This window comes from Spirillospora sp. NPDC048824, from assembly GCF_043198455.1.
Classification (GTDB): Bacteria; Actinomycetota; Actinomycetes; order Streptosporangiales; family Streptosporangiaceae; genus Spirillospora.
This window is the reverse complement of record NZ_JBICUS010000003.1, coordinates 402,001-428,648: the sequence shown is the minus strand read 5'-3', so window position 1 is coordinate 428,648 and position 26,648 is coordinate 402,001. Positions and strand designations below refer to the sequence as shown.

Sequence of the window (26,648 nt, the reverse complement as noted above, 5' to 3'; positions counted from 1 at the left end):
GAGGGCGGGCCCGCACCCCGGGTCAGCCGGTGTAGAGCGACTCGATCTCGCCGGCGAAGGCCTTCATCACGACGTTGCGCTTGACCTTCAGGCTCGGTGTCATGTGGCCGGCCTCCTCGGTGAAGTCCACGCCGAGGATCACGTACTTCTTGATCGCCTCGGCGCGGCTGACCGACTTGTTGGCCTCGGCGACGGCGGCCTCGATCGCGGCGATGACATCGGGGTCGAGGCGCAGCTCGTCCACCGTCATCGTCTCGGGCTTGCCGTGCCGTTCCTTCCACGGGCCGAGCGCCTCCTCGTCCAGCGTGACGAGGGCGCTGATGAACTTGCGGCCGTCGCCGACGACCAGGCACTGGCTGATCAGCGGGTGCGCGCGGAGCCTGTCCTCCAGCGGTGCGGGCGCGACGTTCTTGCCGGCCGCGGTCACGAGGATCTCCTTCTTGCGGCCGGTGATGCGCAGGAACCCGTCGTCGTCGAGGGAGCCGAGGTCGCCGGTGTGGAGCCAGCCGTCCTCCAGGGCCTCCTTGGTGGCGGCCTCGTTGTTCCAGTAGCCGCGCAGGATGTTGATGCCGCGGACGAGGACCTCGCCGTCCTCGGCGATGCGGACGTCCACGCCCGGGATCGGCTGACCGACGGTGCCGATCTTGAGGGCGGTGGGGCGGTTGACGCTGGCGGGAGCGGTCGTCTCGGTGAGCCCGTAGCCCTCCAGGATCGTGATGCCGACGCCGCGGAAGAAGTGCCCGAGGCGCTCGCCGAGCGCGGCCCCGCCGGACACCGCGTACTGCACCTTGCCGCCGACGGCCGCGCGCAGCTTCCCGTAGACCAGCGCGTCGAAGACCTTGTGCTTGGCCTTGAGGCCGAGGCCCGGCCGGCCGTCGTCCAGTGCCCGGCTGTAGGCGATCGCGGTCTCGGCGGCCGCCTTGAAGATCTTGCCCTTGCCGTCGGCCTCGGCCTTCTGCTCGGCGCCGTTGTAGACCTTCTCGAAGACGCGCGGGACGGCCAGCAGGAAGGTCGGCTGGAAGGAGGCGAGGTCGGGCAGCAGGTTCGGGATGTCGCTGTGCCCGAGGACGATGCCGCCCTCGATCGTGGCGACCTGGATGAGCCGGGCGAACACGTGCGCCAGCGGCAGGAACAGCAGTGTGGAGCTGCCCTCCACGGCGACCTCGGCGATCGCGCCCTGGACGGCGTTGCGGGACGTCGCCACGAGGTTCCCGTGGGTGAGCTCGCAGCCCTTGGGGCGTCCGGTGGTGCCGGAGGTGTAGACGAGCGTGGCGAGGTCCGCGGCGGTGCGGGAGCGGCGGCGCTCCTCGACGACGTCGTCGCCGGTGCCGGTGCCGAGTTCGCGTACCCGGTCGACGCCGCCCGCGTCGATGCCCCAGACGTGCGCGAGGCCGGGGAGGCGCTCGCGCACCTCATCGACCGAGGCCATGTGCGCGTCCGTCTCGGCGAACACGGCCTTCGCGCCGGAGTCGCCGACGATCCACTCGATCTGCTCGGCGGAGGACGTCTCGTAGATGGGGACCGAGACCGCGCCGGCGGTCCAGATCGCGTAGTCGAGAACGGTCCATTCGTAGCGGGTCCGCGACAGCAGGCACACCCGGTCGCCGGACTCGATCCCGGCGGCCACCAGGCCCTTGGCGACGGCCGCGACCTCGGCCGCGAACTCGGCCGCGGTGACGGCGCTCCACGCCGCCCCCTCGCCCGAGCCGTTCTTGCGGCGCGCCACGATCACGCCGGGATCCTCTGCGGCCCTGGTGAAGGGCGCGTCGGTCAGGGTGGCGGAATCGGGGACCTCCACCATCACGGGAACGCTGAACTCGCGCACGGCCTGCTCCTGTAGTCGATCTTCGAGGTCGGCGGGGAAGTCCCCACGAGGCTTCTCCGGTTGACGAATGATACCCATGAGTAGGGACTTTGCCCCGAAGGCCCGGTCATCGGCACCCGCCGGCGGTACGGGTTAACGGCACGGCAAAGACCGGCCGTCACCGGCGGCGTCCGCCGCGTGGTCGCCTACGCTTGGGCCGGTCGCACACGAACGGGGTTCCGGGGGATCGCCATGCTGCTCGAAGTGATCGCGCTGACGGCCGAGGACGCGCGGGCGGCGCAGGACGGCGGCGCCGACCGGCTCGAGGTCGTCGCCGACATGGCCGCGGACGGCCTCACCCCCGATCCCGACGTCGTCGAGGCGGTCCGGAAGGTCACCACTCTGCCGATGCGGGTGATGCTGCGGGCCAACGCCGGTTTCCGCACGACCGGCTTCGAACTGGACCGGCTGAGGCGCGCCGCCGCGGGTCTCGCCGAGGCGGGCGCGGACGGGTTCGTCTTCGGCTTCCTCGACTCGTTCGGCCACATCGACACGGCCGCGACCGGCAAGCTCGCCGCCGACGCCGCCCCGCTGCCCTGGACGTTCCACCGCGCGCTCGACCACGCCGCCGACCCCGGCGCCGCGTGGGACGCCGTCCGGCATCTCGGCGGCGGGCCCGACACGGTCCTCACGGCCGGCTCCGCGCGGGGCGTGGACGCCGGGGTGGACGTCCTCGTCCGGCGCGCCGCCGAGGACCCGGACTCCGCCAAGATGATCATGGCCGGGGGAGGGTTGCGCCGCAAGCACGTCGCGCTCCTCGCCGCCGCGGGCGTGACCGCGTTCCACGTGGGCACCGCCGTCCGCCCGGACGGCGCCTGGGACGCCCCCGTGGAACCCGCGCTCGTGAGCGAGTGGCGCTCCCTGGTGTCCGCCGCGACCGGCTGACCGGGCCCGCCCGCGGTGTTCCGCCCGCGGTGTTCCGCCCGCGGTGTTCCGCCCGGTCGGCGCGGAACCCGGCCATTCTCGTGGGCGGTGTGCCCTATTAGAGTCGGTTCATGAGGATCCACGTGGTGAGCGACGTCCATGGCCGCGCGGATGCGCTGACGAGCGCGGCGGACGGCGCGGACGTGCTCATCTGCCTGGGCGACCTGATCCTGTTCGTCGACTACCACGACCACGCGCAGGGGATCTTCGCCGACCTGTTCGGGCAGGAGAACGCCGAGCACTTCATCACGCTGCGCACCGAGCGGCGCTTCGACGAGGCCCGCGAGTTCTCCCGCGGGCTGTGGGCGTCCCTCGACGGCGACGCGTGGCCCCACATCGAACGCGCGGTCGACCGGCAGTACGCCGAACTGTTCGCGGCCATGCCGGCCCCCGCGTACCTGACGTACGGCAACGTGGACGTCCCGCGCATGTGGGGAGCGCACCTGCGGGACGGCCACCACGTCCTGGACGGCGAGACCACCGAGATCGGCGGCCTCCGGTTCGGGTTCGTCGGCGGCGGCCTGCGCACCGAGTACCGCACCCCCTACGAACTGGACGACGACGCGTTCGCCGCCAAGGTCGAGGCCGTCGGCGAGGTGGACGTGCTGTGCTGCCACATCCCGCCCGACGTCCCCGAGCTGCTGTACGACACGGTGGCGCGCAGGTTCGAACGCGGCAGCAGGGCGATCCTGGACGCGATCCACCGGACGCAGCCGAAGTACGTGCTGTTCGGGCACGTCCACCAGCCGCTCGCGAGCCGGATGCGCATCGGCCGCACCGAATGCGTGAACGTGGGCCACTTCCGGGCCCGTGGCGTGCCGCACGTACTGACGGTGTGAAAGATACTTTCTCTAGGACAGCGGGCCCGCGCGCGTGGGCTCACCGAGAGCCGGAGGGAGACGCAGATGGCGGACCGCACGAGTTCCACCATCACGGTCAAGGCCGGGAAGGCCGAGATCATGGCGGTGATCGCCGACCTTGAGGGGTACCCGGGGTGGGCGAGCGGCATCCGCGGGTTCACCGTCCAGGAGACGGGCGAGGACGGCCGGGCGTCCCTCGCCAAGCTGACCTTCGACGGCGGCCCGTTCAGCGACACCGTCGGCCTCGCCTACACCTGGGAGGGCGACGACCGGGTGACGTGGAAGCTGGTGGAGCAGGGCTCGGTCGTCACCGGCCTGCACGGCTCCTACAGCCTGGAGGAGAGGGACGGATCCACCGAGGTGACCTACGAGCTCGCCGTGGACGTCCGGATACCGCTGATCGGCATGGTGAAGCGCAAGGGCGAGAAGCGGATCACCGACTCGGCCCTCAAGGGCCTCAAACGCCACGTGGAGAGCTGAACACCACGCCCAAGCGATACCGTGCACGCCGACGACCGATGGAAGATGGACCCATGAGCGAGCAGCCGGGCGACGTCCTGGACGAGGCGGCCAAGCTTTTCGACACGCTGATCAGGCGGGTGGCCGGAGGCGGAGGCGCCGGCCGGGACCGCGGTGCGGGCGGGGACGCGTGGGGGCGGGCCACCGCCGAGGAGCCGCGCATCGCCACCGGCGCCCCGGAATGCCTCGACTGCCCGGTCTGCCGGGCGATCGCGGTGAAGCGCGAGGCGGGCGGCGACGTCGGCCGGCATCTGCACGAGGCCGGCCGGTCGCTGCTCGCCGCCGCACTGGACGTGGTGGCGGCGTTCGACCGGACGGGTTCCGGCCGGACGGGTTCCGGCCGGACAAGCCGGAACCGGCCGCCGGAGGCGTCGAAGAGCCCGCGGGCGGGTAGGTCCGAGCGGTCGGAACGTCCGGAGACGGGTGATGTGTGGTCGGTCGCCACGGGCGGCGGCCCCACCGACATCGGGTAGTGCGGTACAGGCTCCAGCCGGGGCGCGCGAGGAGGAGGAAGGGTACATGGCCCTGACCATCGGCGTGGATGTGGGCGGTACGAAGGTCGCCGCAGGGGTCGTCGACGACCGGGGGACGATTCTGGAGAAGGTACGCAGGCCGACTCCATCGACCAACCCCAAGGAGACCGCTGAGACCATCGCCGAGGTCGTCGACCTCCTGGCGGGCAAGTTCGAAGAGGTGTCGGCGGTCGGCCTCGGCACCGCGGGCTTCGTCGACGAGACCCGTTCCACCGTCCTGTTCGCGCCGAACCTGGCCTGGCGGGACGAGCCGATCAAGGAGAAGGTGGAGAGCCTCGTCGGCCTGCCGGTCGTGGTGGAGAACGACGGCAACGCCACCGCCTGGGGCGAGGCCCGCTTCGGCGCCGGCCGCGGCGAGAACTTCCTCGTCCTGGTGGCCCTCGGCACCGGTATCGGCGGCGGCATCATCATCAATGGCGAGCTGTACCGGGGCAGTTTCGGCATCGGCGCCGAGATGGGGCATTTCCGGGTCGTCCCGGACGGCCGCCGCTGCGGCTGCGGCAACCGCGGCTGCTGGGAGCAGTACGCCAGCGGCAACGCCCTCGTCCACGAGGCCCGGGACCTGGCCCGGGTGGCGCCCGCGATGGCGGGACGCCTGCTGGAGCTCGGCGAGGGCCGGCCCGAGGGCATCAGCGGCCCGGAGGTGTCACAGGCGGCCCGCGAGGGAGACAAGGCCGCCCTGGAGTGCTTCCGGACCATCGCGCACTGGGCGGGCCAGGGTCTTGCCGACCTCAGTGCGATCCTCGACCCGGGCGCGTTCATCATCGGCGGCGGCCTGTCGGACGCCGGCGATCTGCTGCTCGACCCGATCCGCTCGGCGTTCGAGGACGCCCTGACCGGCCGCGGCCACCGCCCCCTGCCCGACATCCGCATCGCCGAGCTGGGCTCGGCGGCGGGGATCGTCGGCGCCGCGGACCTGGCACGCGTCCGCCCCCTCCAGGACGTCGTCGTCTAGGGATGGCGTCCGTCCGCCTGCTGAGCTACAACATCCGGTCGCTGCGCGACGACCCGGCCGCCGTGGCCCGGGTCGTCCGCGGCATCGCCCCGGACGTGACGTGCCTGCAGGAGGTCCCGCGCTTCTTGGGCTGGCGCCTCCGGCGCCGCCGACTCGCCCGCGCGTGCGGCCTGCGGATCGCGGCGGGACGGCGGGCCTGCGGGCTCGCCGTCCTCACCGCACCGCACGTCCACCGGGTGGCCCGCGAGTTCCACCTGCTCACCCCCGAACCGGGCCTGCACCGCCGCGCCCTGGCGATCGCCGTCCTGGAGACCGGCGGAACCCGGCTCATCGCCGCGAGCACCCACCTGGACGTGCTGGGCGAGCCGCGCCTGCGCCACGTCCACGAGATCCTCGCCCACCTCGACCGCGCCCGCGCCCGCTACCAGGCCCCGGTCGTCCTCGCCGGAGACTTCAACGAGGACCCCGGTGGCCCATCCTGGACACTCCTCACCGAGCACCTCCGGGACGCCTACCGGGCGGCCCCCGCGGGCGGCGAACTCACCTTCCCCGCCCGCGACCCCCGCAGGCGGATCGACGCCGTCTTCGCCGACCCTTCCGTCCGCATAACCGCCTGCGGTGTCCCCACCCCCGATACGGCCGCCGACCACGCGGAGGCCACAGACCACCGGCCCGTGACGGCCGACCTGGAACTCCCTTAGACGACCGCGCCGTCGTCGGGGTCCCTTGGCTCGTCGCCCATGCGGAGGACGAGGGTGACGAAGCCGCCGATGAAGGCGGCGACGGCCAGGAAGGCGGCCCAGCCGGGGACCTCCCAGTCGAGGATGACGGTGACGAGCAGGTAGACGGGCCCGCCGATCAGGGCGATCCAGGCGCTCTTGGTGAGGGGGTCGGCGCTGGGCAGCGGCGGCGGCGGGGGCGGGATGTAGTGGCCGTCCGCGTCGTCGTCCGGGGGGATCTCCGGATCTTCGGCGGGCTTGATGACGCGGGCGCGGGGGAGGCGTCCGGTGCGGTCGTCGCCTTCCCGCGGGGGGTCGGCGGGCTCGCGGAGGTTCTCCTCGTCGGGCCAGGGGACGTCGTCGCCCTCGGGGACGGAGTCGTACCCGGCGACGATCTCGGCCCAGATGGCGTCCTCGTCGCGGTCGGCGGGGAGGTCGGTGTCCTTGGCCTTGGCGGGGGCGTGGTCCGCGGCGGCGTCGCGGTTCTCCGCGGCGTCGCGGGGGCCGGCGAGGTCGGTTTCGGGGCGTTCGGCGTCCGGGCCGCGGGCGGAGGTGTCGCGCAGTCGGGCGAGGTGGGCGCGCAGGATGCCCTCGGCGGCGGGTTTCATGTCGACGTCGACGTACAGCCGGTCGAGGACGTCGCCGGCGACGGGTTCGCCGGACGGGTCGGTCAGGTCGGAGAGGTCGGACGGCGAGGCCGCGTACGCCGCCACGCCCGCCTCCCCGAGCGCCGCCAGCATCGCGTCGGCGAGGTGCGGCGCGAGGTCGACCAGCGGGGCGTAGGTGTCGGCCGACAGTCCATTGCCACGGCGATTCACGGGGCCGGCTCCTTCGACTCCGGCGTGACCGACAGCACCGGCATGACGGCCTCCGCTCCCCCAACGACATGTGCCCGGTGGCGCCCCCGGCTCGCGGCGGCACTTCCGGACACCCTGAAACGTGTGTCCCACGGTATTCGCTGCGCCGCCCGGGACAAGCCCCCGGGCGCACCCGATTGAGATTTACGTCAGAGCCTACGTTCATTCGGCCGCCGCTCGCCGCATCGCTTCGGCGCGCGACCGGGCGGGCCGCCCGGGACCCGGGGAGTACCGGCCGGTAGATGGATGGGACGTGGAGTGGGAAGATGTCCCATCATCTCTCGTCGGTCAGGGACCGGTCGTGCTCATCCAGGGCACGCGGTCCGAGGAAGGTCCCGCATGCTCTGGTTCTGGATCCTGCTCCGGATCGTTCTCTCGCCCCTCATGTACCTCCTGTGGTGGCCGCGGAACCGGGGGATGAAGAACGTCCCCAAGCGGGGGCCGGCGCTGCTGGTGGGCAACCACCTGTCGTTCGCCGACCATTTCTTCGGGCCGCTGCCGCTGATGCGGCCGATCTTCTTCATCGGCAAGGGCGAGTACTTCACCGGCAAGGGGGTCAAGGGGCTGATCAGCAAGGCGTTCATGACCGGGGTGGGCGTGGTGCCGGTGGACCGGACGGGCGGCTCGGCGGCCGACGCGGCGCTGCAGACCGGGCTGCGGATCCTCGCGGAGGGCAAGCTGCTCGGCATCTACCCGGAGGGCACCCGGGCCCCCGACAACCGGCTGTACCGCGGCAAGACGGGCGCCGCGCGGCTGGCGCTGAAGTCGCGGGTCCCGGTGATCCCGATGGCGATGATCAACACGTTCGAGCTGATGCCGCCCGGCCAGACCTACCCGCGGCTCGGTGTCCGGCCGGGCGTCCGGTTCGGCAAGCCGATGGACTTCTCCCGCCACTACGGCCGCGAGGACGACAAGGCGGTCCTGCGGGAGGTCACCGACGAGATCATGAACGCGATCAGGGAGCTGTCGGGGCAGGAGTACGTCGACCGGTACGCCGCCGAGGTGAAGGCGGAGATGGCCGGCAAGCCGACGCGGCCGGCCGAGGACGACTGAGGCCTGAGCGACCACGTATGAGCGAAGCGGACCGGGGGGTGTGGGGGGTCGTCCCTCCACAGTGGCACGTATGAGCGAAGCGGACCGGGGGGTGTGGGGGGTCGTCCCTCCACAGTGGCACGTATGAGCGAAGCGGACCCGGGGGGTGTGGGGGGTCGTCCCCCACAGCGGCATGGTTGAGCGAAGGCGGACCGGGAGGCGCGGGGCCCGCCCACCCGCGAGGGCGCGGATGATCGGGGCCGAGCCCCGGGGGATGGGGCTCGAGGCCGCGCTGTGGCGGGCGGTGGCGGTCTACCGCGGCCTGGCGCTGGTCTACGCCGGGCTCGTGATCGCGATGAACTCCGGCGGCTACGCGCATACGGCGGCCGGCTGGGCCGTCCTCGGTGTCATGGCCGCCTGGACGGCGTACGCGGTGCGGGCGTTCGGCGACCCGCGCAGGCGGGGGCGGGCGCTGCTGGGCGCCGATCTCGCCGTCGCGGCCGGATGCGTGCTCGCGACGGCCTGGGTGGAGACGGCGGAGAACATCGCGGCCGGGCGGCCGACGCTGCCGGTGTCGTGGGTGGCGGCCGCGGTGCTGTCATGGGCGGTGGCGGGCGGGCGGCGGCTCGGCGTCACCGCGGCGCTCGTGCTCGCCGCCGCGAACCTGACGGTGCACGCCATCGCCGGGACGGCCGGCGGGATGGGGTCGACGACGTTCAACGGCATCGTCCTGCTGTTCCTCGCGGGCCTCGTCGTCGGGCACGTCGTGCGGCTGGCGCTGGAGGCGGAGGCGCGGCTGGCGCGGGCCGTGGAACTGGAGTCGGCCACCCGGGAGCGGGAGCGGCTGGCGCGCCGCATCCACGATTCGGTCCTGCAGGTGCTGGCGATGGTGCAGCGGCGCGGCGGCGAGCTGGGCGGCGAGGCGGCGGAGCTGGGCCGGCTGGCGGGGGAGCAGGAGGCGGCGCTGCGGTCCCTCATCGGCACCGGCCCGGCCGTGCCCGCGCCGTCGCCGGGCGCCGGGGCCGGGGTCGACCTCCGGCCGCTGCTGACCGGCCACGCGTCTCCGTCGGTGACGGTCTCGACGCCGGCGACGGAGGTGCTGCTGCCCGGGCCCGCCGCCCGGGAGGTCGAGGCGGCGGTCGCGGCGGCGCTCGACAACGTCCGGCGGCACTGCGGCGCCGGTGCCCGCGCCTGGGTGCTGCTGGAGGACGGCGCCGGCGAGATCACCGTCAGCGTCCGGGACGACGGCCCCGGCATGGCCGCCGGGCGGCTCGAGGAGGCCGCGGCGGACGGCCGGCTCGGCGTCGCCCAGTCCATCCGCGGCCGGGTGGCCGACCTCGGCGGCAAGGTCACGATCGTCTCCACCGAGGCCGAGGGCACAGAGATCGAGCTGACCGTCCCCCGCCCCTGGCGCGCGGCTTAGGGTGTGGGCGTGAGCGACGTTCCCCTCAGGGTCATGGTCGTGGACGACCATCCGATGTGGCGCGAGGCGGTCGCCCGCGACCTCGCCGAGGCCGGTCACGACGTGGTCGCGACCGCCGGCGAGGGACGCGCCGCCATCCGCGTCGCCGCCGCCGCGCGCCCGCAGGTGGCCGTGGTCGACCTCCAGCTTCCCGACATCGGCGGCGTCGAGGTGACCCGCCATCTGGCCGCCGCGGACCCGCCCGTCCGCGTCCTGGTGCTGTCGGCGAGCGGTGAGCAGCAGGACGTGCTGGAGGCGGTGAAGGCGGGCGCCACCGGCTACCTGCTCAAGTCCGCCGCGCGCGAGGAGTTCCTGGACGCCGTCCGGCGCACCGGCGAGGGCGACGCCGTGTTCACCCCCGGCCTCGCCGGGCTGGTGCTCGGCGAGTACCGCCGCCTCGCCGCCGCGCCCGCCCGCGCCGACGACGACGCGCCGCGACTGACCGACCGCGAGACCGAGGTCCTGCGGCTGGTGGCGAAGGGCCTGACGTACAAGCAGATCGCGCAGCGGCTCGTCCTGTCCCATCGGACGGTGCAGAATCACGTCCAGAACACCCTCGGAAAGCTCCAGCTCCACAACCGCGTCGAACTCGTCCGCTACGCCATCGAGAAGGGTCTCGACCAAGACCGGTAGTGGACAGCGGACCTCCCGCCCGTCACATGAGCGCCGCGTTCGGCCCCGGCCCCTTCGGCTCAGGGCCGGCGGCGGCGCAGGAGGCCCCGCAAGGCGGCCGTGCGGCGGGTGCCCGGGGGCGTGCTGATCCAGGTCGGCGGGCGGATCCGCGTCTTCGGCCGGGACCCGGCGCGCTGATGCCGTCCACTCGGCGGACGACGTGCGGCGGGCGCCCGCGAGCGGCTATGGTCTAGACCAATGGCGGCACGCCGGGGCGGGCGGTGAATGCCCTGTGCGGCCGCGTCCGGATGGCTAGTCTGGCCCTGGCCATGTGAATCGAGGGAGGAGCCCGGTGGCGGGACAAGGAGAGGGCATGCGCGTCGGAGTGCTGACCGGAGGCGGTGACTGCCCCGGACTGAACGCTGTGATCCGCGCGGTCGTGCGCAAGGGCGTCCAGGTCTTCGGCTACGAGTTCGTCGGCTTCCGGGCCGGCTGGCGCGGCCCGCTCGAAGGCGACACCGTGGCCCTCGACGTGCAGGCCGTGCGCGGGATCCTGCCGCGCGGCGGGACGATCCTGGGCTCGTCCCGGACGAACCCCGTCAAGGTCGAGGGCGGCGTCGAGCGCATCAAGGACAACCTGGCCGGCCTCGGCGTGGACGCACTGATCGCGATCGGCGGCGAGGACACCCTCGGCGTCGCGCGCGAGCTGTACGCCAACGGGGTGAACGTCGTCGGCGTCCCGAAGACGATCGACAACGACCTCAACGCGACCGACTACACCTTCGGCTTCGACACCGCGGTGAACATCGGCACCGAGGCCGTCGACCGGCTGCACACCACCGCCGAGAGCCACCACCGCGCGCTGATCTGCGAGGTCATGGGGCGGCACGCGGGCTGGATAGCGCTGCATGTCGGGATGGCCGCCGGTGCCAACGTCATCCTGATTCCCGAGCGGCCCTTCGACATCGACAAGGTCGTCGAGTACGTGGAGAGCCGGTTCAAGACCCGCTACGCGCCGATCATCGTGGTGTCCGAGGGCGCCCACCCGGTCGACGGGCAGATGCAGCTGCAGACCGGGGAGCGGGACGCGTTCGGGCACGTCCGGCTCGGCGGCATGGGGCAGGCCCTCGCCGACGAGATCGAGAAGCGCACCGGCAAGGAGGCCCGCGCCACCGTGCTCGGGCACATCCAGCGCGGCGGCACCCCGACCGCGTTCGACCGCGTCCTCGCCACCCGCTTCGGCCTGCAGGCGATCGACGCCGTCAGCGACGGCGACTACGGCAAGATGGTGGCGCTCCAGGGCACCGACATCATCCGGGTCGGCCTCGACGAGGCGACCAAGACGCTGAAGACCGTCCCGCTGGAGCGATACGCCGAGGCCGAGGTCTTCTTCGGCTGACCGCCCGTCCTGGCGGGAACTCTGCTCCCCGCGCATGCGGGGATGGTCCCACGAGTATCGGGTCGCGGCATCGGCTCCACTGGGCCACACTGGAGGCTCCCTTTCGACCTGTTCCCGCCAGGAGGATCACGCATGACCACGCTCGACCCCGCGCCCGCGACCGTGCCGGCGCCCGCGCCGGCGCCGGCGGACGTCCGGGAGCAGTCACCGGTCGACGGCGAGCCGTGCGTGCTGCTCAAACTCGGCGAGGTCGTCCTCAAGGGCAAGAACCGCGAGCAGTTCGAGCGGCGCCTCGCCGACAACGTCCGCACCGCCGTCCGCCCGATCGCCCGGGTGGACGTCATCCGGCGCCACGGCGTCTTCATCGTCCGCAAGCACGACGCCGATCTGGCGACCATGGAACGGGTGGCGCAGCGCGTCACCGACGTCATGGGCATCGTGTGGGCGCACCGCGCCTGGCGGGTCGGCAAAGACCTCGCCAGCGTCGAACGCGCCGCGCTGGAGCTGATGGACGGGCGGATCGGCTCGTTCGCCGTCCGGGCCCGCCGCCGCGACAAGCGGTTCCCGATGACGTCCATGGAGCTCGACCGGCACATCGGCGCCCTCGTCGCCGCCCGGTACGGGCAGCCCGTCAGGCTCAAGGACCCCGAGCACACGCTGTCGATCGAGGTCGACCGCGACGAGGTGTTCGTCTACTCCGGAGGCCTGCCCGGCCAGGGCGGACTGCCCGTCGGCATGAGCGGCCGCGCCCTCGTGCTGATGTCGGGGGGCATCGACTCGCCCGTCGCCGCCTACCGGATGATGCGCCGCGGCCTGCGCGTCGACTACCTGCACTTCTCCGGCATGCCCTTCACCGGCCCGGAGTCGATCTACAAGGCGTACGCGCTGGTCCGCGAGCTGGACAGGTTCCAGGGCGGCTCCCGGCTGTTCGTCGTCCCGTTCGGCAAGGCGCAGCAGCAGATCAAGACGTCCGGCGCCGACCGGCTCGCCGTGATCGCGCAGCGCCGGCTGATGCTGCGCACCGGCGAGATCCTCGCCCGCCGGCTGCGCGGCAGCGCGCTGATCACCGGTGACGCGCTCGGCCAGGTGTCCAGCCAGACGCTGACCAACATCACCGCGCTGGACGACGCCGTCGAGCTGCCGATCCTGCGTCCCCTCGTCGGCATGGACAAGGTCGAGATCATGGACCAGGCGCGGCGCATCCGCACCCTGACGATCTCCGAGCTGCCGGACGAGGACTGCTGCACCGTGCTGGCGCCGCGCCGCGCCGAGACCAAGGCCAGGATCGACGACCTGCGGCAGATCGAGAAGCGCCTCGACGCCGGGGAACTCGCCGACCAGCTCGCCGGCTCCGTCCAGGAGCACCGTCCCGTCTACGGCGACACGGCCGGCTGAGCGCGGGGCCCGGCGCGCCTAGCGCGCGTCGAAGTCGGTGAGGCGCGGCGGCTCGGGGCCGCCGGGACCCATCAGCGCGATGCGCTCGACGCGGACGATGCGGAACCGGCGGCCCGCGACGGCGATGCCGTTGCGGCGCGTCTCGTCCTCCATCAGCTCCGCCGCCTCGGCGAACTGGGCGACGTCCGCGTCGCCGGGACTCTCCACCGCGGGCACCACGTGCCGGAAGTAGGTGACCAGCGAGGCGCGGGCCCGCTGCGGGGCGTCGTGCAGCCGCCCGACCGGGCGCCAGCGCCGCTCGCTGCGCTCCGCGACCGTGAACGCGGGCGCCAGCGCGACCGGGGTGAGGAACGCGCCGGACGGCTCGTTCCCGATGGCCGCGGCGGCGTCCAGCACCTGGCACAGCAGTTCGGCGGTCGCGAGGTCGGACGCGGAACCGTGGTCGGGCAGCAGCTCGTGGCGGCGGCCGGGCCCGGTGCGGGGGCCGGACGGGTCCACGTCCGTCGGGCGGGGCGGTTCCGGCCCGTCGGGCCCGGTCCGGACCAGCTGCTCGATCCGCACGATCCGGAACCGCCGCTCGCCCGCGTTCACCGCGTCGGTCGGTTCGTCCTGCAGCGTCCGTGCGGCGGCGCGCAGCTCACGCGCCTCCGCGCGGCCCGCGGACACGGCCATGTCCGCCAGATGGACGGCGAGGAGCTCACGCGCGCCCTGCGGCAGCGGGTCGCACGGGCAGATGATCTGCCAGCCGCCCGGGACCTGCTCGGCGGCCGTGAACAGCGCGCCGACGGCCACGAGCTCCGGGTAGGCGGAGATGGCGCGGCACGCGTCCGCGAGCATCACCGCCGCGACCGGGTCGACGCCGTCCAGGTCCTCCGGGAACAGCCGCCCCCCGGCATCACCATCGCCGGTTGTCATGCCGGACATCATCCTCGTCGCGCCCGCTCCGGCCAATGGTTCAGACCAATTTGTTACCGGCCCGTTCGCGTTTTCTCGCGGCTCCGCCGGGAGGCCCGCGGCCCGGCCGGTGCGATGAGGACGATCAGGCTCGCCCCCACCAGCGCCAACCCGCCCGGCGCGGCCGCGCCCAGGTCCTCGTCCAGCAGGACGGTACCGAGGACCGCGGCGACCGCGGGCTCCGCCAGCGTCAGCGTCGTCGCGGTCGTGGCGGGCGTGGTCCGCAGCCCCCGGGCGAACAGAAGATAGCCGCCGCCCGTGGTGATCACCCCGAGGAGAGCGCGGTAAATCGGAGAGAGGAAATCCGGATTCGGGGCGCAGGAGTGCACGGCCCCGGGCACACGCCGGTGCCGGGCCGTGTCAGGACTCGGGTGGAGAGTGCGGTCGCCGCGCCCCGTCAGGAGCGCGGCGGTCCGCAGTCAGGGGTCCAGTACGCCATGGTCCAGAACGATGGCCGGTCAGGCGGGGACGGTGTCGGTGTCGGGCGCCTGTGCCAGGGAGCGGCCGACGATGGGGGGCAGGTCGCGGACCAGCTTGGCGAGCTCGCGCAGGTCGCCGTCCACGAGGGCCTGCGGGCCGTCGCAGAGGGCGGTCTCGGGGTGCGGGTGCACGTCGATGATCACGCCGTCGGCGCCGACCGCGATCGCGGCGCGGGTCAGCGGCAGGACGAGGTCGCGGCTGCCGCCCGAGTGCGACGGGTCCACGATGACCGGCAGGTGGGACAGGCGCTGCGCCACCGGCACGGCGGAGATGTCGAGGGTGTTGCGGGTGGCCTTCTCGAACGTGCGGATGCCGCGCTCGCACAGCACGATGTCGAGGTTGCCGCGCTGCGCGACGTACTCGGCGGCCATCAGCCACTCCTCGATCGTCCCGTTCATGCCGCGCTTGAGCATGACCGGCTTGCCGGACTCGCCGGCGGCCTGCAGGAGGGAGAAGTTCTGCGCGTTGCGGGTGCCGATCTGCAGCATGTCCGCGTAGGAGGCGACGAGGTCGACGTCGCCGGCGTCCACCACCTCGGTGACGATCGGCATTCCGGTCTCCTCGCGCACGTCCGCGAGGATGCGCAGGCCGGTCTCGCCGAGTCCCTGGAACGCGTACGGGGAGGTGCGCGGCTTGAACGCGCCGCCGCGCAGCAGCGTCGCGCCCGCGGCCTGCGCCATCTGCGCCGCGCCGAGGGTCTGCTCGGGGGTCTCCACGGCGCACGGGCCGGCGATCAGCGTCATGGTGCCGGGGCCGACCGGCACGCCGCCGACCCGGACGATCGAGCGCTCGCCGTGGTTCTCGCGGCTCACCAGCTTGTAGGGCGCCGAGATGCGGATGACGTCGGTGACACCGCGCATCCCGCGCAGGTTCAGCGAGCCGAACTGCTGGACGTCGCCGACGAGCCCGACGATGGTGCGTTCCACGCCGCGGCTGACGAAGGCGTCACCTCCCGCCGTCTCGACAAGTGAGACGACGGCCCTGATGTCCGCTTCGTTGGCCTCCTGGGCCATGACGACGACCATTGATGTGCTGCCTCTCCTGTACGCCCGGGATCCCGGTGACCTCGCGGCTTACCCCTGAAACGGCGAAAGCCCCGGGCCAGCCGGCCCGGGGCTTTCGTTCTGTGGTCTGTCAGCGCAGCGCGTGGCAGACCAGCCGCCCGGGCTGGTCGTACCAAAAGAAATAGACGACGCTGCGCATGTGGTCAGCGTAGCCGAATTTCCCGGTGGTGGGCCCGCGCGACCCCGAATATGGCTCAGCTCACCCCGGATGGCAGTATGGCCGCGTCATGTCCCACCCCGAACAGCCCGCGCCGCAGCCGCGGGACCTGCCGCCCGGCCAGTACGTCCCCCGGGGCTGGCCCGTCCTCCACTACGGCCCCGTGCCGAAGTTCCGTCCCAAGGACTGGGATTTCCGGGTCTTCGGCGCGACGGAGTCGGGTGAGCAGCACCGCTGGACCTGGGACGAGTTCGAGGCGCTGCCGACGGCCGCGGCGGTCGCCGACTTCCACTGCGTCACCAAGTTCACGATCCCCGGAAACGAGTGGGAGGGCGTCCCGGGCACGGTGATCGCGGAGTTGGCGCCTCCGGCGCCGGACGCCACGCACGTGATGGTCTGGGCGGAGTACGGCTACAGCGCCAACATCCGGATGACCGACTTCCTCGCGGACACGACGATGTTCGCCACCCACCGCGGCGGTGAGCGGCTCACTCCCGACCACGGGTTCCCCCTGCGCATCGTGATCCCGCACCTGTACGCGTGGAAGAGCGTGAAGTGGGTGCGGGGCGTGGAGTACCTCGTGAAGGACCGCCGCGGCTTCTGGGAGGAGCGCGGCTACCACAACGTCGCCGACCCGTGGCGGGAGCAGCGGTACTCCTACCAGGAGGACGAAGGCGAAGCCCCGCCCCTGTGACCCGCGTGCGCAGACGGGGGCGTTCTTGGTGCGCGCGCGGCCGTGTGGCCGTGTGTGGCCACCCAAGAGGTTCGTAAATGGTCAACACACCGACCCGCACGGAAGACAGACGTTACCGTAAGTCGTCATGGTCCTACCGTCCGTCGTGGACGCCGTGGCGGGCGCCGTGGCCGCCGGTGCCGCCACGGGAGCCTGGGCGCTGCGCCGATGGCTCCGCGTCCCGCGCCGCGCGCCCGCCGATCCCGCCGAGAAGGCGGCGTTCGCGGCCCTGCACACGGTCGCGCGGGCGTCGCCGCCGCTGCGTGCCGGGCTCACCGAGGAATCGGCGCGCAAAGCCGCCCGGCGGCTCAGATCGTTGCTGGGCGCCGAGGCGGTCGCGCTGGTCGGAGTACCGCCCCCGGACGACGCCGCCCATCCCGAGGGCCTCGACGATTCCGGCGACGGCGACGGCCCCGGCGACGGCGGTCCCGAGCCGGTCCGGGAGGCGCCGCGGCTGCTCGCATGGGACGGTGCGGGTCGCGGCGTCCACGCGGCGGAGGCCGTCCAGCACGCCTTGCCGGTCCTGACCTCCGGACGGCCGAGGGTGACGACCCTCGAGCCGCCCGGCTGCCACGACCCGCTGTGCCCCGTCCAGGTCGCGATGGTCGCGCCCCTCACCGTCGAGGGACGTGTCGAGGGGACGCTGACCGCGTACTGGCGGCACCCGTCGGCGGCGCGGGTCAGGGCGGTCGGCGAGGCCGCCCGTCTGGTCACCGGGCAGCTGGAGCTGGCCGGGCTCGACACCGCCCGCATCCGCCTGGCCGAGGCCGAAATGCGGGCCCTGCGCGCTCAGATCTCCCCCCATTTCGTCTACAACTCGCTGACCACGATCGCCTCGTTCGTCCGCACCGACCCCGAGCGCGCCCGGGAGCTGCTGCTGGACTTCGCCGACTTCGCCCGCTACTCCTTCCGCAACCCGCGCGACTTCACCACCCTCGCCGACGAGCTGCGCTCCATCGACCGCTACCTGCTGCTGGAACGCGCCAGGTTCGGCGAACGGCTGAAATGCCGGGTCGAGATCGCGCCCGAGGTGCTGCCGGTCGCGGTGCCGTTCCTGGCGCTGCAGCCGCTGGTCGAGAACGCCGTCCGGCACGGCATGGCGGGCACGGGGGAGGCGTTCCACATCTCGATCGTCGCGCGCGACTCCGGCGCCGAGGCGGCGATCAGCGTCGAGGACGACGGCGTCGGCATGGACCCCGAACGGCTCCAGGAGATCCTCTCCGCCCCGGTGGGCGGGCCCGGGCCGACCGGCTGGGGGAGCGTGACCACCCGGGCGCGGCGCGACGGCGACGGCGCCGGATCCGGGGCCGGAATCGGACTCGCGAACGTCGACGAGCGGATGCGGCAGGTCTACGGAGAGGAGTACGGGCTGACCGTCGAGACCGCTCTCGGCGCCGGGACGAAGGTCAATCTGCGCGTCCCGAAGTACCGTCCGGGGGTGTTTCCGGACTGACCGATGCCCCCGCGACACGCCACTCACTTTTCGGAACCGATTGCGGACAGACGGTAATCGCGGCAAAGTCGCCCTCATGCTCCACGTCCTGGCCGTCGACGATGAACGCCCCGCCCTGGAGGAGCTGGCCTATCTCCTCCGCAGGGATCCGCGCATCGGCCAGGTCAGCTGTGCGGGCGACGCGTCGTCCGCGCTGCGTGACCTGAGCCGGATGCTCGTCGAGGGCGAACGCCTCGACGCCGTGTTCCTGGACATCCGGATGCCCGGGCTCGACGGGCTCGACTTCACCCGCCTGCTCACCGGCTTCACCGCACCCCCGCACGTGGTCTTCGTGACCGCCCACGACGACTGCGCCGTCACCGCCTACGAGCTCGGCGCCCTCGACTACCTGCTGAAGCCCGTCCGTCCCGAGAGGCTCGCCGAGTCGGTCCGCCGGGTCCACGTGGCCGCCCGGCGGGCGGGCCCGGCGGACGAGGACGGCCGCGACGCCGACGACGAGATGATCCCCGTCGAACTCGGCGGGCGCACCCGGCTCGTCTCCCGCCGGTCGGTCACCCACGTCGAGGCGCAGGGCGACTACGTGCGGCTGCACACCGCCGACGGCGGCTACCTGGTCCGCATGCCGCTGTCGGCGCTGACCAAGCGGTGGGAGGCGGCCGGGTTCATCCGGATCCACCGCAGCACCCTGGTCGCGTCCGCGCACGTCACCGAGCTGCGCTTCGACGGCGGCCGCGCGGCCGTCCAGATCGGGGACGAGCTGCTGCAGGTCAGCCGCCGCCACACCCGCGAGGTGCGGGACCTGCTGGTCCGCAAGTTCCACCGGCCGGGCGGCGACGGTGACGGCGACGGCGACGGGGCCGCGGAGGACGACGGCGATGACCGGTGACCGCCCCGCCGCGGTCCCCCAGGCACCAGGTTCCGCCCCACCGCCCACCGCCTCGCCCGCCCCCGGCCCGCCGGATAACGGGCTGCCGGACACCGGCCCACCCGCCCCCGGGTCGCCGGGCGCCGGACCGGCCGATTTAGGGACGGTCGACACCGGTCCGTCCGATCCCAGCTCGCCGGGCTCCGCCGCGTGCGGTTCCGGGACCGCCGAGGTACGCGCCCTCATCCGCACCCAGCTGCGCATCGCCCTCGGGACCTGCGCGATCGTCGTGAGCACGGTGACGGGCCTGCCCGTGCTGCTGGCCACCGTCCCTGCGATCGCACGGGCGCGCGTGCACGGCGTTCCGCTGTGGTGGCTCGTCCTCGCGCTCGGCGTCCAGCCGCTCTGGATCGCCGTCTCGCGGTGCCAGCTGCGACGCGCCGAGCGGGCGGAACGCGACCTGACGAGGCCGGTGGGCCGTCCGTGACCGTGCTGGCCGTGACGGCGGCGCTGATCGCGCTGGTGGCGGTGCTGGGGATGACGGCCGTCCTCGGCCTGTACGGCCGCCGCTCCGCCCGGACGACCTCCGACTTCCTCGTCGCCTCGCGAGGCGTCACCCCCTGGTGGAACGCCTCGGCGGTCAGCAGCGAGTACCTCTCCGCCGCCGCCTACCTCGGCACCGCCGGGCTGGTGCTCGCCTACGGCACCGACATGCTGTGGCTCCCCATCGCCGGGACCGCCGGATACGTGCTGCTCCTGGCGTTCGTCACCGCCCCGCTGCGCAGGTCCGGCGCCTACACCGTCTCCGACTTCGCCGAATGGCGGCTCGGCTCCCGGACCGTCCGGCGGATCGTCACCGGCTGCGTCTGCTGCATCGGCTGGTTCTACCTGCTCCCGCAGTTCCAGGGAGCCGGCGTGACGCTGCACCTGCTGACCGGCGCGCCCGCCTGGACGGGCTGGGCCGTCGTCGTCGCCGTCGTGCTGACCGCCGTCGCCTCCGGTGGAATGCGCAGCATCACCGCCGTCCAGGCCGTCCAGTTCTGGGTGAAGCTGGCCGCCGTGGCCGTCCCCGCCGTGGCGCTGCTGGCGCTGTGGAACCTCGACGGACGCCCCGGCCCGGTGACGGACGGCCCGCCGAGCTTCGAGCGGACCACCCGGGTGCAGGTGCACACCGACGCCGCCGTCACCGTGCCGGCGGCCGTCACCGTCACCGCCCGGGGACGGGTCGACGGCACCGCCCACGACGGCGCCGCGGTGCCGCTCGCGCCCGGCCGCCACACGATCGGCCGGGGGACCGAGGTCGTCTTCCCGGCCGGGGCGGCGGTGCCGCACGCCGAACGGCTCCCCGTGCAGGACGGCGCGGCCTGGGTGACGCCGTTCGGGCGCGACGCGGAACACGGTCTCTTCCGCACCTGCTCGGCGCTGCTCGGCGTTCTCCTGGGCACCATGGGCCTGCCTCACATCCTGATGCGCTTCTACACCAGCACCTGCGGAAGCGCCGCACGCCGCACCGCCGCGTACGTTCCCTGCCTGCTCGCGCTGTTCTCCGTGTTCCCCATCCTGTACGGGACGCTGGGACGCCTCTACGCCCCCGAACTGCTCATGACCGGCGACACCGACGCGACCCTCCTGCTGCTCCCGCAGCGCATGTTCCCCGGGCCCGCCGGTGCGCTGCTCACCGGCCTGATCACCGCCGGGGCCTTCGCCGCGTTCATCTCCACGTCCTGCGGAATCGTCGTGGCCCTCGCCGGGACGCTGTCCCAGTGCACGGGCCGGTCCCAGTGCACGGGCCGCCCCAGCGGCGTCACCGCGTTCCGCGTCGGCGTCGTGGTCACGCTGGCCGTCCCGGTGGCCGTCCTGCCCGCGATCGGCCCGCAGGGCGCGGCCACCCTGGTCACGATGGCGCTCTGCGTGTCGGCCTGCTCCCTGTGCCCGCTCCTCGTCCTCGGCATCTGGTGGCGCGGCCTCACCGCCGCCGGCGCCGCCGCCGGCCTCCTCGCCGGCGGCGGCCTGGCCGCCGCCGCGGGCGTCACCCGGCTGTTCTCCGGCTGCTGGACGGGCTGGCCCGCCGCCGTCCTGACCCAGCCGACCCTGGTCGTCGCACCGGCCGTCTTCGCCGTCATGGTCGCCGTCTCGCTGCTGACCCGCCACCGCGTCCCCCGCCGCGCCGACCAGGCCCTGATGAAACTGCACCTGCCCGAGGACGCGGACGCCCGCTGAACCGCGGGTAAATCATCGACGACCGTTCGCCGCCTGTTGTGGACCGTTCCCACCCACCGCTCGTCCCCCAACATCGACCGCTCACCGCATGATCACGCTACGTACAACTCTGACTACGTACCGCTTATCGAGAGCCGCGTTTTCCTGCGCCGATCGTCCACGCCGGACCCCTAGTGTTCTCAGTGGCACCACACGCCACACCGCCGACGGAGGGCGGGCGGCCGGAAAGCGGCCCACGCCGCATACCACCGCGAACCTCCCACAAGAGCAAATCCGGAGATCCGGCGCGCGCCAGTCGAACGCCGGATCATGCGCCGCTGGATCCCGTACCGGGGGGGTGGGATCCGGTGGCCTATGGCTCGGGCGCCGCTGAACAGTCGGGGGGTTGTTCATCGGCGCCCGAGTCGTGTTTGTTTGCAGTGCCCTTGGCGGTCGGGCCCTGGGGGCCCTCCCTTCGGCGGGCACTGCGTGCGATCGCTGCATCGCTCCGGCTCGCCTTGCGGCTCGCTGCGCGATCAGGTTTCTCGCTTCGCTTGCAACCTGCCTTCGGACGCGATCGCGACGGTTTCGGTCGTCGCGTGGTGCGGTGGTGGCCGGTGTGGGCGCAGTAGTCGGTACCTCTTTGCGCGTACCTGCCGCTTCCAGCCCAACCCCGCCTCCAGGGTCAGTGGGGGGTGTCGCGTAGGTGTTTCAGGGTCTCTATGTCTTTGGCGTGGGGGGCGGGGGCCCGGCCCGGGGTCTCGATGATGAAGGGGAGGCCGGTCACGGCGGGGTGGCGGAACAGGTCGGCGAAGGGCTGTTCGCCGATCAGGCCGGCGCCGATGTTCTGGTGGCGGTCCCGGGTGGAGCCGCAGGGGTCCATCGAGTCGTTGGCGTGGACGAGTTTGAGGCGGCCCTCGCCGACCGTGGCGACCAGCGCGTCGATGGTGTCCTTGACGCCGCCGGGGGCGGACAGGTCGTGGCCCGCGGCGAACGCGTGGCAGGTGTCGAAGCACACGCCGAGCTTGGGGTGGTGTTCGAGGCGCTCGAAGAACGGGCCGAGGTCCTGGACCTTCCGGCAGAGCATCCCGGCCCGGCCCGCCATGGGTTCGAGGAGCAGGTCCGGGCCGTCGTCGGGAATCTCTTCGAGGAGGGGGAGCACCTGGTCATGGACCTGGGCCATCGCCTCGTCGTAGGTCTGGGTGACGGCGGAGCCGGTGTGGACCACGACGCCGCGGGCGCCGATGGCCCGGCCGCGGACCAGGGAGTGGCGGACCGTCGCGATCGACTTCGCGAGGGTCTCCTCGGAGGGGGAGCCGAAGTTGACCAGGTACGGGGCATGGACGTAGACGGGGACGCCGGAGCGGCGCAGCTTCTCGTCCTCGGCGGGCTTGCCCTCGGGGAGGGCCCAGCCGCGCGGGTTCGCCACGAACACCTGGACGGCTTCCGCGCCGATCTCGGCGGCGTACTTCAGGCCGCCGGTGGCCAGGCCGCCGGCCACGGGGACATGGGCCCCGACGGGGCTCTGGGGTGAGGTCATGACCGGCTCAGCCTATCCGGTCACGGCCCCTTGACGATGGTCACGGTGGAGCCGCGCGGGGCCTCGCCGCTGCTCGGGGACTGGAAGCGGACGATGTCGCCGCCGAAACCCGTCACATTGACCTTGAAGCCGGATTCCTTCAGGGCCTTCTTGGCGTCGCCCACGGTGCGGCCGGTCATGTTCGGCACGGGGACGTTCTGCTCGCTGCCGTCGTCGCAGCCGAACTGGAACGGGCCCGCGTCGACGAGGCAGTCGCGCTTGTTGACGACGATCGTGACGTCGTCGCCGCGGGAGACGCCGGTGCCCTCGGACGGGGCCTGGTCGATCACGGAGTTCGGTTCCTTGCCGTCGACCTGCCGCTTCTCGACCTTGACGTCGAGGCCCATCGAACGCAGCCGGTTGGCGGCGGCGTCGCCGTTCTCGCCGATGAGGTCGGGCATGGACATGCCGGTGGAGACGATGACGGCGACCGGGTCGTCGGGGGACTGCTTCTCACCCGCGTCCGGGTCGGTGCCGATGACCCTGTCCTTGGCGACGGTCTGGGAGGGGGTGGTGCTCGTCCGCCCGACCTTGAAGCCTTCGTTCTCGAGGGTCTGCTCGGCCTCGGGCAGGGTCTTGCCCGCGACGTCCGGCACCTGGCGCGGAGTGATGCCCTTGGACGGCGTCAGGGTGACGGTCCGGCCCTCGGCGATGCGGGCGCCGGCGGGCGGGTCGGACTTGGCGACGTTGCCCTTGTGGACCCGGTCGTCGTAGACGGGTTCCGCGGTCCGCACGTCGAGGCCGGCGCTCTCCAGCTGGTCGCGGGCGTCGGCGACCTTCATCCCGATGATCGACGACGGGACGTGCTCGTACTGCCCGGACGTCTGGTACCAGACGGCCCAGCCGAGGATGAGCGCCGCGATCGCGCCGATGGCGACCAGGACGTAGCGGCCGGTCAGTGCCCCGATGGCGCGGTCGGTCGCGGTGCGCCGGGGGACGTGCTCGGACGGGTGGTCGGCGGGCAGGGTGCGCCGGTCGAGGACGGCCGTGCGTCCGCCGGGGGGCGCCTCCAGGACGCTCGTGGCGTTGCGGGAGGCCTCTTCCAGGCGCCGGTCGAAGTCGCCGGGGAGGCCGCCGTACACCTCGGCGACCTCGGCGTGGTACTGGTTCGCGTCCACCGGGCGGCGCGCCGGGTCGTGGCTCGTCGCGTCGGTGACCAGGGCGTCCACCTGCGGCGGCAGGCCGGGGACGACGCCGGACGGCGGCGGGACGGTCTCGTTGACGTGCTTGTAGGCGACGGCCAGGGGCGTGTCGCCCCGGTGGGGCAGATGCCCGGTGATCAGCTCGAACAGCATGATCCCGGCGGCGTACACGTCGGAGCGGACGTCGGCGCTGCCGGCCGTGACCTGCTCGGGCGCCAGGTAGCCGACCGTCCCGATGATCATCCCGGTCTTGGTCATCTTGCTCGCGGTCTCGGCCCGCGCGAGGCCGAAGTCGGCGACCTTGACCTGGCCGTCCTCGGTGATCAGCACGTTCTCGGGTTTGACGTCGCGGTGCACGAGACCGGCCCGGTGGGCCGCGCCGAGGGCGGCGAGCACCGGTTGCATGATCTCCAGCGCCGCCCGGGGGCCGAGCCGGCCGAGCGAGGTCAGCGCGTCGCGCAGCGTCTGCCCCGCGACGTACTCCATCACCAGGAAGACGTGCTCGCCGTCGGTGCGCTGGTCGTAGACGGCGACGACGTTCGGGTGGGACAGAGCCGCCGCGGCCTTGGCCTCACCGATGAAGCGGGCGACGAAGTCCTCGTCGGAGGCGAGTCCGGCGTGCATCACCTTGATCGCGACGATGCGGTCGAGCCTGATGTCGCGCGCGACGTAGACCGTGGCCATGCCGCCGCGCGCGATGCGGGACTCAATGCGGTAGCGCCCGTCGAGCACCTGCCCGACGAGTGGATCAGCAACCGTCGTGTCCATCGGTGCGAGTTTACGGGCGAATCCCCGTGGATCCCATCAGTCCCGAGTATGAGCCTCGATGAGCACGGAGCGCGGCTCCTGCGGCGCGGCCGGTTCCGGCGGGACGCGGCGGCGGCTGCGGGAGACGGCCACGCCGGCGAGGCACAGCAGGCCGCCGCCGAGGGTGATCAGGCCGGGGACCTCGCCGAGGAACAGCCACGACATCAGCACGACGATGGCCGGGACGGCGTAGGTGGTGGCGCCCATCTTCCCGGCGGACGTGCGGGCCAGCGCGTATCCCCAGGTGGTGAACGCGATGGCGGTGGGGAAGATGCCCAGGTAGACCATGTTGAGGGTGGCGCCGGCCGGGGCGTCCGCGGCCTCGGAGACGAGCTGCCAGGAGAACGGCAGGCAGGCGAGGGCGCCGATCGCGCAGGCGAACGTGGTGAACTGCAGGGCCGAGGCGTGCCGGAGGGCGGGCTTCTGGCTGACGACGCCCGCCGCGTAGGTGACCGCGGCGACCATGCACAGCAGGACGCCCAGGACGGATGAGCCTCCCTCGCCGGACATCGACAGCCCGACGACGGCGGCGCCGGCGAACGACACCACCAGGCCGGCCATCAGCCGGGGCGGCAGCCCCTCCTTCAGCAGCCAGCCGCCGAGGAGCGCGATGAGGATGGGCCCGATGTTGACGATCAGGGCCGCGGTGCCCGCGTCCACCAGTTGCTCGCCCCAGTTCAGGGCGACCATGTAGGCGCCGAACCACAGGATGCCCGCGGCGATGATGCCCGGCCAGGCGCCCCTGGGCGGAAGTCCTTCGCGCCGGACGAGCCACAGCGCGCCCAGCACGACCGTCCCGGAGAGGAGGCGGCCCAGGGCGAGGGCGCCGGGGCTGTACTCGGCGCCGGCGCTGCGGATGGAGACGAACGCGGAGGCCCAGAGCACCACCGTGACCGTGGCGGCGGCCACCGCGATTTTGTCGATGCCCGGCGCGGCCGTCTGCGGGCTGTCCTGCTGCATAGTGACGCACCTTAGGTATGGGACGTTTCCACGAACACCGAAGGAACGTGCCGGGTTGCGGCGCGGCCTGGTGCACCGCCCCAGTCTCACCAAGCCGACATTTCAGGTCTAGCGAATATTTCTATAAGCGAGTCTTTAGCGTTGCTACGACGTGGCGAGGCCTTCGAACGGCGACGACGCCTGGGCGTAGCGGCGCTTGGGGATCCGCCCGGCCAGCCGCGCGAGCCGCCCGGCCTCGACCGCGTGCCGCATCGCGGCGGCCATCCGCGCGGGGGACTGCGCGCGGGTGACGGCGGTCGCGAGCAGGACCGCGTCGCAGCCCAGCTCCATGGCCAGGGCCGCGTCGGACGCGGTGCCCAGGCCCGCGTCCAGGATGACCGGGACGCCCGCCCGCTCGACGATCAGCTCGATGTTGTGCGGGTTGCGGATGCCGAGCCCCGACCCGATCGGGGAGCCGAGCGGCATCACGGCGGCGCACCCGGCCTGCTCCAGGCGCCGCGCGAGGACGGGGTCGTCATTGGTGTACGGCAGCACGGCGAACCCGTCGTCGACGAGCTGCTCCGCGGCGTCGACCAGCTCGATCGGGTCGGGCAGCAGCGTGTGCTCGTCGGCGATGACCTCCAGCTTGACCCAGTTCGTGCCGAGGGCCTCCCGGGCGAGCTTGGCGGTGAGGACCGCCTCGCCCGCAGTGAAGCAGCCGGCCGTGTTCGGCAGCACCCGGATCCCGCACTCGGCCAGGACGTCCAGCACCGAGCCGCGCGCGGACGGGTCCACCCGCCGCATCGCGACCGTGGTCAGCTCCGTCCCGGACGCGGTGAGCGCCTCCCGCAGCACCCGCATGCTGGGCGCGCCCCCGGTCCCCATGATCAGCCGCGAGCCGAGCTCCTCGCCCGCGATGACCAGCCTGTCGTCGTCCACCTTCAGCCTCCTTGGACCGCCGTGAGCACTTCGAGCCTGTCGCCGTCGCGCAGGGCCGTCGACTCCCACGCGGAACGCCGGACGACCTCGTCGTTCAGCGCGGCGGCCACGCCGGTCCCGGCGGCGGTGACGGACGCGACCACCTCGGCCACGCTGGCGCCCTCGGGCAGCTCGCGCGGCTCGCCGTTGACGAACACCTTCATCAG

At 73.0% G+C, this 26,648-nt stretch carries 26 protein-coding genes; 16 read left to right on the top strand and 10 right to left on the bottom strand.

Going from position 1 to position 26,648, the window contains the following annotated elements:
• Window positions 1-22: 22 nt before the first annotated feature.
• Window positions 23-1,825 (bottom strand): AMP-dependent synthetase/ligase, encoded by a 1,803-nt coding sequence (locus tag ACGFIS_RS08405; RefSeq protein WP_392902593.1) that lies wholly within the window; start codon window positions 1,823-1,825, stop codon window positions 23-25.
• Window positions 1,826-2,056: 231 nt separating this feature from the next.
• Between ACGFIS_RS08405 and ACGFIS_RS08400 the strand changes: the two genes are divergently transcribed.
• The 6 genes from ACGFIS_RS08400 (at window position 2,057) to ACGFIS_RS08375 (ending at window position 6,356) form a co-directional block, all read left to right on the top strand.
• Window positions 2,057-2,749: a copper homeostasis protein CutC gene (locus ACGFIS_RS08400; RefSeq protein WP_392902595.1), complete on the top strand. Its 693-nt coding sequence runs from the start codon at window positions 2,057-2,059 to the stop codon at window positions 2,747-2,749.
• 110 nt (window positions 2,750-2,859) lie between these two features.
• Window positions 2,860-3,627: a metallophosphoesterase gene (locus ACGFIS_RS08395; protein ID WP_392902598.1), complete on the top strand. Its 768-nt coding sequence runs from the start codon at window positions 2,860-2,862 to the stop codon at window positions 3,625-3,627.
• A 66-nt stretch (window positions 3,628-3,693) separates the two neighbouring features.
• Window positions 3,694-4,128, top strand: coding sequence for an SRPBCC family protein (locus ACGFIS_RS08390; RefSeq protein ID WP_392902600.1), 435 nt, complete (start codon window positions 3,694-3,696; stop codon window positions 4,126-4,128).
• A 53-nt stretch (window positions 4,129-4,181) separates the two neighbouring features.
• Window positions 4,182-4,640 (top strand): hypothetical protein, encoded by a 459-nt coding sequence (locus ACGFIS_RS08385; RefSeq protein WP_392902603.1) that lies wholly within the window; start codon window positions 4,182-4,184, stop codon window positions 4,638-4,640.
• A gap of 46 nt (window positions 4,641-4,686) precedes the next feature.
• The gene (locus ACGFIS_RS08380) at window positions 4,687-5,655 is read left to right on the top strand and encodes an ROK family glucokinase (protein WP_392902606.1); all 969 of its coding nucleotides are present in this window, start codon (window positions 4,687-4,689) and stop codon (window positions 5,653-5,655) included.
• Between the two features lie 2 nt (window positions 5,656-5,657).
• Window positions 5,658-6,356: an endonuclease/exonuclease/phosphatase family protein gene (locus tag ACGFIS_RS08375; RefSeq protein ID WP_392902608.1), complete on the top strand. Its 699-nt coding sequence runs from the start codon at window positions 5,658-5,660 to the stop codon at window positions 6,354-6,356.
• Here the strand turns inward: ACGFIS_RS08375 and ACGFIS_RS08370 are convergent.
• Complete coding sequence (locus ACGFIS_RS08370; protein ID WP_392902611.1) at window positions 6,353-7,192, bottom strand: hypothetical protein; 840 nt, start codon at window positions 7,190-7,192, stop codon at window positions 6,353-6,355. The two genes, ACGFIS_RS08375 and ACGFIS_RS08370, sit on opposite strands and share 4 nt — an antisense overlap.
• A 378-nt stretch (window positions 7,193-7,570) precedes the next feature.
• Here ACGFIS_RS08370 and ACGFIS_RS08365 point away from each other — a divergent pair, with 378 nt between their 5' ends.
• From ACGFIS_RS08365 to thiI, 5 genes are all read left to right on the top strand, one after another.
• On the top strand, window positions 7,571-8,284 hold the full coding sequence (locus ACGFIS_RS08365; protein WP_392902613.1) for a lysophospholipid acyltransferase family protein: 714 nt from the start codon (window positions 7,571-7,573) through the stop codon (window positions 8,282-8,284).
• A 253-nt stretch (window positions 8,285-8,537) separates the two neighbouring features.
• On the top strand, window positions 8,538-9,686 hold the full coding sequence (gene macS, locus ACGFIS_RS08360; RefSeq protein WP_392902615.1) for a MacS family sensor histidine kinase: 1,149 nt from the start codon (window positions 8,538-8,540) through the stop codon (window positions 9,684-9,686).
• Between the two features lie 33 nt (window positions 9,687-9,719).
• Window positions 9,720-10,358 (top strand): response regulator, encoded by a 639-nt coding sequence (locus tag ACGFIS_RS08355; protein WP_392902890.1) that lies wholly within the window; start codon window positions 9,720-9,722, stop codon window positions 10,356-10,358.
• Window positions 10,359-10,710: 352 nt separating this feature from the next.
• Window positions 10,711-11,736 (top strand): 6-phosphofructokinase, encoded by a 1,026-nt coding sequence (locus tag ACGFIS_RS08350; RefSeq protein WP_392902618.1) that lies wholly within the window; start codon window positions 10,711-10,713, stop codon window positions 11,734-11,736.
• A gap of 132 nt (window positions 11,737-11,868) precedes the next feature.
• Window positions 11,869-13,131, top strand: a complete 1,263-nt coding sequence (thiI, locus tag ACGFIS_RS08345) for a tRNA uracil 4-sulfurtransferase ThiI (RefSeq protein ID WP_392902620.1) — start codon at window positions 11,869-11,871, stop codon at window positions 13,129-13,131.
• Window positions 13,132-13,149: 18 nt separating this feature from the next.
• Here the strand turns inward: thiI and ACGFIS_RS08340 are convergent, their stop codons facing one another.
• The 3 genes from ACGFIS_RS08340 to aroF form a co-directional block, all read right to left on the bottom strand.
• The gene (locus tag ACGFIS_RS08340) at window positions 13,150-14,046 is read right to left on the bottom strand and encodes a DUF5954 family protein (protein WP_392902622.1); all 897 of its coding nucleotides are present in this window, start codon (window positions 14,044-14,046) and stop codon (window positions 13,150-13,152) included.
• Between the two features lie 53 nt (window positions 14,047-14,099).
• Entirely contained in the window at window positions 14,100-14,414 is a 315-nt protein-coding gene (locus ACGFIS_RS08335) for an EamA family transporter (protein WP_392970106.1), read from the bottom strand.
• Between the two features lie 129 nt (window positions 14,415-14,543).
• Window positions 14,544-15,590 carry a 3-deoxy-7-phosphoheptulonate synthase gene (gene aroF / locus ACGFIS_RS08330; protein ID WP_392902627.1) on the bottom strand — a complete coding sequence of 349 codons (1,047 nt, stop codon included), beginning with the start codon at window positions 15,588-15,590 and terminating at the stop codon, window positions 14,544-14,546.
• A gap of 266 nt (window positions 15,591-15,856) precedes the next feature.
• Between aroF and ACGFIS_RS08325 the strand changes: the two genes are divergently transcribed.
• The 5 genes from ACGFIS_RS08325 (at window position 15,857) to ACGFIS_RS08305 (ending at window position 21,057) form a co-directional block, all read left to right on the top strand.
• Complete coding sequence (locus tag ACGFIS_RS08325) at window positions 15,857-16,480, top strand: sulfite oxidase-like oxidoreductase (RefSeq protein ID WP_392902629.1); 624 nt, start codon at window positions 15,857-15,859, stop codon at window positions 16,478-16,480.
• 127 nt (window positions 16,481-16,607) lie between these two features.
• Window positions 16,608-17,972 (top strand): sensor histidine kinase, encoded by a 1,365-nt coding sequence (locus ACGFIS_RS08320; protein ID WP_392970017.1) that lies wholly within the window; start codon window positions 16,608-16,610, stop codon window positions 17,970-17,972.
• 76 nt (window positions 17,973-18,048) lie between these two features.
• Window positions 18,049-18,858 carry a LytR/AlgR family response regulator transcription factor gene (locus tag ACGFIS_RS08315; protein WP_392902634.1) on the top strand — a complete coding sequence of 270 codons (810 nt, stop codon included), beginning with the start codon at window positions 18,049-18,051 and terminating at the stop codon, window positions 18,856-18,858.
• Entirely contained in the window at window positions 18,848-19,324 is a 477-nt protein-coding gene (locus ACGFIS_RS08310; protein WP_392902636.1) for a hypothetical protein, read from the top strand. Before ACGFIS_RS08315 ends, ACGFIS_RS08310 begins: the two co-directional genes overlap by 11 nt.
• On the top strand, window positions 19,321-21,057 hold the full coding sequence (locus ACGFIS_RS08305; RefSeq protein WP_392902639.1) for a cation acetate symporter: 1,737 nt from the start codon (window positions 19,321-19,323) through the stop codon (window positions 21,055-21,057). The genes ACGFIS_RS08310 and ACGFIS_RS08305 overlap by 4 nt, the downstream gene beginning before the upstream one ends.
• A gap of 664 nt (window positions 21,058-21,721) precedes the next feature.
• Here ACGFIS_RS08305 and ACGFIS_RS08300 read toward each other — a convergent pair.
• The 5 genes from ACGFIS_RS08300 to thiS all read right to left on the bottom strand — a co-directional run bounded on the left by ACGFIS_RS08300 (window position 21,722) and on the right by thiS (window position 26,645).
• Window positions 21,722-22,576 carry a deoxyribonuclease IV gene (locus tag ACGFIS_RS08300; RefSeq protein ID WP_392902640.1) on the bottom strand — a complete coding sequence of 285 codons (855 nt, stop codon included), beginning with the start codon at window positions 22,574-22,576 and terminating at the stop codon, window positions 21,722-21,724.
• 20 nt (window positions 22,577-22,596) lie between these two features.
• Entirely contained in the window at window positions 22,597-24,525 is a 1,929-nt protein-coding gene (gene pknB / locus ACGFIS_RS08295) for a Stk1 family PASTA domain-containing Ser/Thr kinase (protein WP_392902643.1), read from the bottom strand.
• Window positions 24,526-24,561: 36 nt separating this feature from the next.
• Entirely contained in the window at window positions 24,562-25,524 is a 963-nt protein-coding gene (locus tag ACGFIS_RS08290; RefSeq protein ID WP_392902645.1) for a DMT family transporter, read from the bottom strand.
• 144 nt (window positions 25,525-25,668) lie between these two features.
• Complete coding sequence (locus tag ACGFIS_RS08285; RefSeq protein ID WP_392902893.1) at window positions 25,669-26,388, bottom strand: thiazole synthase; 720 nt, start codon at window positions 26,386-26,388, stop codon at window positions 25,669-25,671.
• A 56-nt stretch (window positions 26,389-26,444) separates the two neighbouring features.
• On the bottom strand, window positions 26,445-26,645 hold the full coding sequence (thiS, locus tag ACGFIS_RS08280) for a sulfur carrier protein ThiS (RefSeq protein WP_392902648.1): 201 nt from the start codon (window positions 26,643-26,645) through the stop codon (window positions 26,445-26,447).
• Between the last annotated feature and the right edge of the window lie 3 nt (window positions 26,646-26,648).

Coding starts and splice junctions, on each gene's coding strand:
- ACGFIS_RS08400 (WP_392902595.1), top strand. CDS start 2,057: ATGCTGCTCGAAGTGATCGCGCTGACGGCCGAGGACGCGCGGGCGGCG.
- ACGFIS_RS08395 (WP_392902598.1), top strand. CDS start 2,860: ATGAGGATCCACGTGGTGAGCGACGTCCATGGCCGCGCGGATGCGCTG.
- ACGFIS_RS08390 (WP_392902600.1), top strand. CDS start 3,694: ATGGCGGACCGCACGAGTTCCACCATCACGGTCAAGGCCGGGAAGGCC.
- ACGFIS_RS08385 (WP_392902603.1), top strand. CDS start 4,182: ATGAGCGAGCAGCCGGGCGACGTCCTGGACGAGGCGGCCAAGCTTTTC.
- ACGFIS_RS08380 (WP_392902606.1), top strand. CDS start 4,687: ATGGCCCTGACCATCGGCGTGGATGTGGGCGGTACGAAGGTCGCCGCA.
- ACGFIS_RS08375 (WP_392902608.1), top strand. CDS start 5,658: ATGGCGTCCGTCCGCCTGCTGAGCTACAACATCCGGTCGCTGCGCGAC.
- ACGFIS_RS08365 (WP_392902613.1), top strand. CDS start 7,571: ATGCTCTGGTTCTGGATCCTGCTCCGGATCGTTCTCTCGCCCCTCATG.
- macS (WP_392902615.1), top strand. CDS start 8,538: ATGGGGCTCGAGGCCGCGCTGTGGCGGGCGGTGGCGGTCTACCGCGGC.
- ACGFIS_RS08355 (WP_392902890.1), top strand. CDS start 9,720: ATGGTCGTGGACGACCATCCGATGTGGCGCGAGGCGGTCGCCCGCGAC.
- ACGFIS_RS08350 (WP_392902618.1), top strand. CDS start 10,711: ATGCGCGTCGGAGTGCTGACCGGAGGCGGTGACTGCCCCGGACTGAAC.
- thiI (WP_392902620.1), top strand. CDS start 11,869: ATGACCACGCTCGACCCCGCGCCCGCGACCGTGCCGGCGCCCGCGCCG.
- ACGFIS_RS08340 (WP_392902622.1), bottom strand. CDS start 14,046: ATGACAACCGGCGATGGTGATGCCGGGGGGCGGCTGTTCCCGGAGGAC.
- aroF (WP_392902627.1), bottom strand. CDS start 15,590: ATGGTCGTCGTCATGGCCCAGGAGGCCAACGAAGCGGACATCAGGGCC.
- ACGFIS_RS08325 (WP_392902629.1), top strand. CDS start 15,857: ATGTCCCACCCCGAACAGCCCGCGCCGCAGCCGCGGGACCTGCCGCCC.
- ACGFIS_RS08320 (WP_392970017.1), top strand. CDS start 16,608: ATGGTCCTACCGTCCGTCGTGGACGCCGTGGCGGGCGCCGTGGCCGCC.
- ACGFIS_RS08315 (WP_392902634.1), top strand. CDS start 18,049: ATGCTCCACGTCCTGGCCGTCGACGATGAACGCCCCGCCCTGGAGGAG.
- ACGFIS_RS08310 (WP_392902636.1), top strand. CDS start 18,848: ATGACCGGTGACCGCCCCGCCGCGGTCCCCCAGGCACCAGGTTCCGCC.
- ACGFIS_RS08300 (WP_392902640.1), bottom strand. CDS start 22,576: ATGACCTCACCCCAGAGCCCCGTCGGGGCCCATGTCCCCGTGGCCGGC.
- pknB (WP_392902643.1), bottom strand. CDS start 24,525: ATGGACACGACGGTTGCTGATCCACTCGTCGGGCAGGTGCTCGACGGG.
- ACGFIS_RS08290 (WP_392902645.1), bottom strand. CDS start 25,524: ATGCAGCAGGACAGCCCGCAGACGGCCGCGCCGGGCATCGACAAAATC.
- ACGFIS_RS08285 (WP_392902893.1), bottom strand. CDS start 26,388: ATGGGGACCGGGGGCGCGCCCAGCATGCGGGTGCTGCGGGAGGCGCTC.
- thiS (WP_392902648.1), bottom strand. CDS start 26,645: ATGAAGGTGTTCGTCAACGGCGAGCCGCGCGAGCTGCCCGAGGGCGCC.